This window comes from Pedobacter sp. 01T416_2 (assembly GCF_056398925.1).
Genome location: NZ_JBFTQI010000943.1, coordinates 1 through 2064, shown reverse-complemented (window position 1 = coordinate 2064; position 2064 = coordinate 1). Strand labels below are relative to the sequence as shown.

The window sequence follows — 2064 nt, the reverse complement described above, 5'->3', positions numbered from 1 at the left end:
GTGTAATTTCAGGAATTAAAGATGGAAAAGGCAGTTTAGGATTGTTGTTAAACGATGATAAAATGTATCAGAATTTAAATAATGCTTCAAAAAATCTTGATGAATTAATGATCGATTTGAAAGCTAATCCTAAACGTTATGTACACTTCTCGGTATTTGGAGGTGGCAACAAAAAAGACAAGTAATTAATTTTTATAAAATCGAAAGCCTTACAGTTTAAAACTGTAAGGCTTTTTTGTTTTAGTGTTCGTCATGCTGAATTTATTTCAGCATCTAGACCCTGAAATAAATTCAGGGTGACGTCTCAATATTACATCATTGTTTAATCCTTATTAACATAAAATGATATTGAAGGATCTGACTCAGGTTAAAGATGAAAAGTTCTCCCCTCTATAGCCAACTCCGTATTTTCGAAAACAGATTGTGCTTCTTCTAAAAGCATTTGTAAGGTTTTATATCGCGAAGAAAAATGGCCGATGAGTAATTTCTTTGCACCATTGATTTTCGCTACCTCTCCTGCCTGTAAAGCGGTTGTGTGATGTGTTTCTTTAGCCCTATCCAATAAATCGTGCATAAAGGTAGCTTCGTGGTATAAGGTATCGCAATCTTTTATGGTAGCAAAGTAATTTTCATCAAATAAGGTATCAGAGCAATAGGCGTAACATCTTGGTGCATCTGCTTCGGTTGTATAATCTTCACTGCGTAAAATATCGCCATTTGGCAGTTCTACATCAATTCCCTTTTTTAAGGCTGTATAATACGCCATAGGCACTTCATCAGTCTTATCTTTAATGAGTTTCCGTTGTCGTTTCTTCTGCTGAAAAATAAAGCCCGTTGTAGGGATACGGTGATTTAAAACAATAGTTTTAACTGTTAAATCACTATTCTCGAATATCTGTCTGGACTCATCGGCTTCAATCGGGAAAAACTCAATTGGATATCTTAATACAGTATCAGAATATTTGAACTGAATCTCTAAAATTTCCAATAAAGGCTTGGGGCCAAATATCTGCATGGGTTTTATCCTGCCGTTTAAATGCAAACTGGAAAGCAAGCCTATTAAACCGAAATAATGATCGCCATGTAAGTGGCTGATAAAGATATAATCGATGCGGGCGGCTTTAAGGTTGTACTTGGTCAATTGTTGTTGTGTGCCTTCACCACAATCGATGAGGTAATATTTTTCATTACAATTTAAAAGCTGTGCCGATGGGTTCCTGTTAAATACAGGAGTTGCAGAACTGCTTCCTAAAATTGTAACTTCAAATTTCATCATGATAAGATATAAAAAGCCTCGTAGATTTTTAGAAACTACGAGGCCGGAATGTTATTTAAATATTTGTTATTTAGCGCCTCTAAACTCTTTCTCCAACTCATCCATGAAGATAAAATCAGTTGCTTCGTCTATTGTATTAACAAACGTTACAGATTGGAATATGTTTGATAATTCGATAATCGATGCCAATTCATCATTAATTCCGGTTACAATAAATAACCCACCTGCCGATTTGCAAAGCCTATCGCCAACCAATAAGCAGCTTAAGTCCTGCGCATCGCTACACTCGGTAACATGACTTAAATCAACAATTATATTTTGAAATCCCTCTGCGTTGAGCAAATAGAACTCTGATTTCAACCCCGGAGCATTATCGTTTGTAAACTTAGGCTCTTCTAACTTTAAGGTTACATATTTATCGTGTTTATCTACTGAAAATTTCATCTCTCTAATCTTTATTTTACTAATGTATAAATTTCTTTCGAATTTAAAGTGTTTCTAAAGCCTTTAAAACATTGGTTTCAATGCGGCTAGAAATTGCATCAGCATCAGCTTTTATAAAGGTCTCTCCTACAATTTGTTCGTAAAGTTCGATGTAACGTTCTGAAATTGAATTTACAATTTCAGGTGTCATTTCTGGCACAACCTGACCATCTTTCCCCTGAAAACCATTTTCGATTAACCATTTTCTCACAAATTCTTTTGAAAGCTGCTTTTGTGCCTCATTATTATTCTGGCGGTCCTGATATCCTTCTGCATAAAAATAGCGTGAAGAATCTGGTGTATGT

General features: G+C 35.1%; 3 protein-coding genes and 1 pseudogene. 1 reads left to right on the top strand and 3 read right to left on the bottom strand.

Annotated elements, in window-relative coordinates; translation table 11 throughout:
• Positions 1–185 (top strand): annotated as a pseudogene (locus AC1DPQ_RS26115) (MlaD family protein); the annotation flags it as partial.
• Positions 186–367: 182 nt separating this feature from the next.
• Here AC1DPQ_RS26115 and AC1DPQ_RS26110 read toward each other — a convergent pair.
• From AC1DPQ_RS26110 to AC1DPQ_RS26100, 3 genes are all read right to left on the bottom strand, one after another.
• Complete coding sequence (locus tag AC1DPQ_RS26110) at positions 368–1273, bottom strand: ribonuclease Z (protein ID WP_477583628.1); 906 nt, start codon at positions 1271–1273, stop codon at positions 368–370.
• Positions 1274–1342: 69 nt separating this feature from the next.
• The gene (locus AC1DPQ_RS26105; protein ID WP_029275133.1) at positions 1343–1720 is read right to left on the bottom strand and encodes an STAS domain-containing protein; all 378 of its coding nucleotides are present in this window, start codon (positions 1718–1720) and stop codon (positions 1343–1345) included.
• 43 nt (positions 1721–1763) lie between these two features.
• A partial coding sequence (locus AC1DPQ_RS26100; protein ID WP_477611346.1) for a phosphoribosylaminoimidazolesuccinocarboxamide synthase occupies positions 1764–2064 on the bottom strand: 301 nt, incomplete at its 5' end.

What these genes read in the sequence shown, in the direction of transcription:
- AC1DPQ_RS26105 (WP_029275133.1), bottom strand. Translation starts at nt 1,720, where the DNA reads ATGAAATTTTCAGTAGATAAACACGATAAATATGTAACCTTAAAGTTA.
- AC1DPQ_RS26110 (WP_477583628.1), bottom strand. Translation starts at nt 1,273, where the DNA reads ATGAAATTTGAAGTTACAATTTTAGGAAGCAGTTCTGCAACTCCTGTA.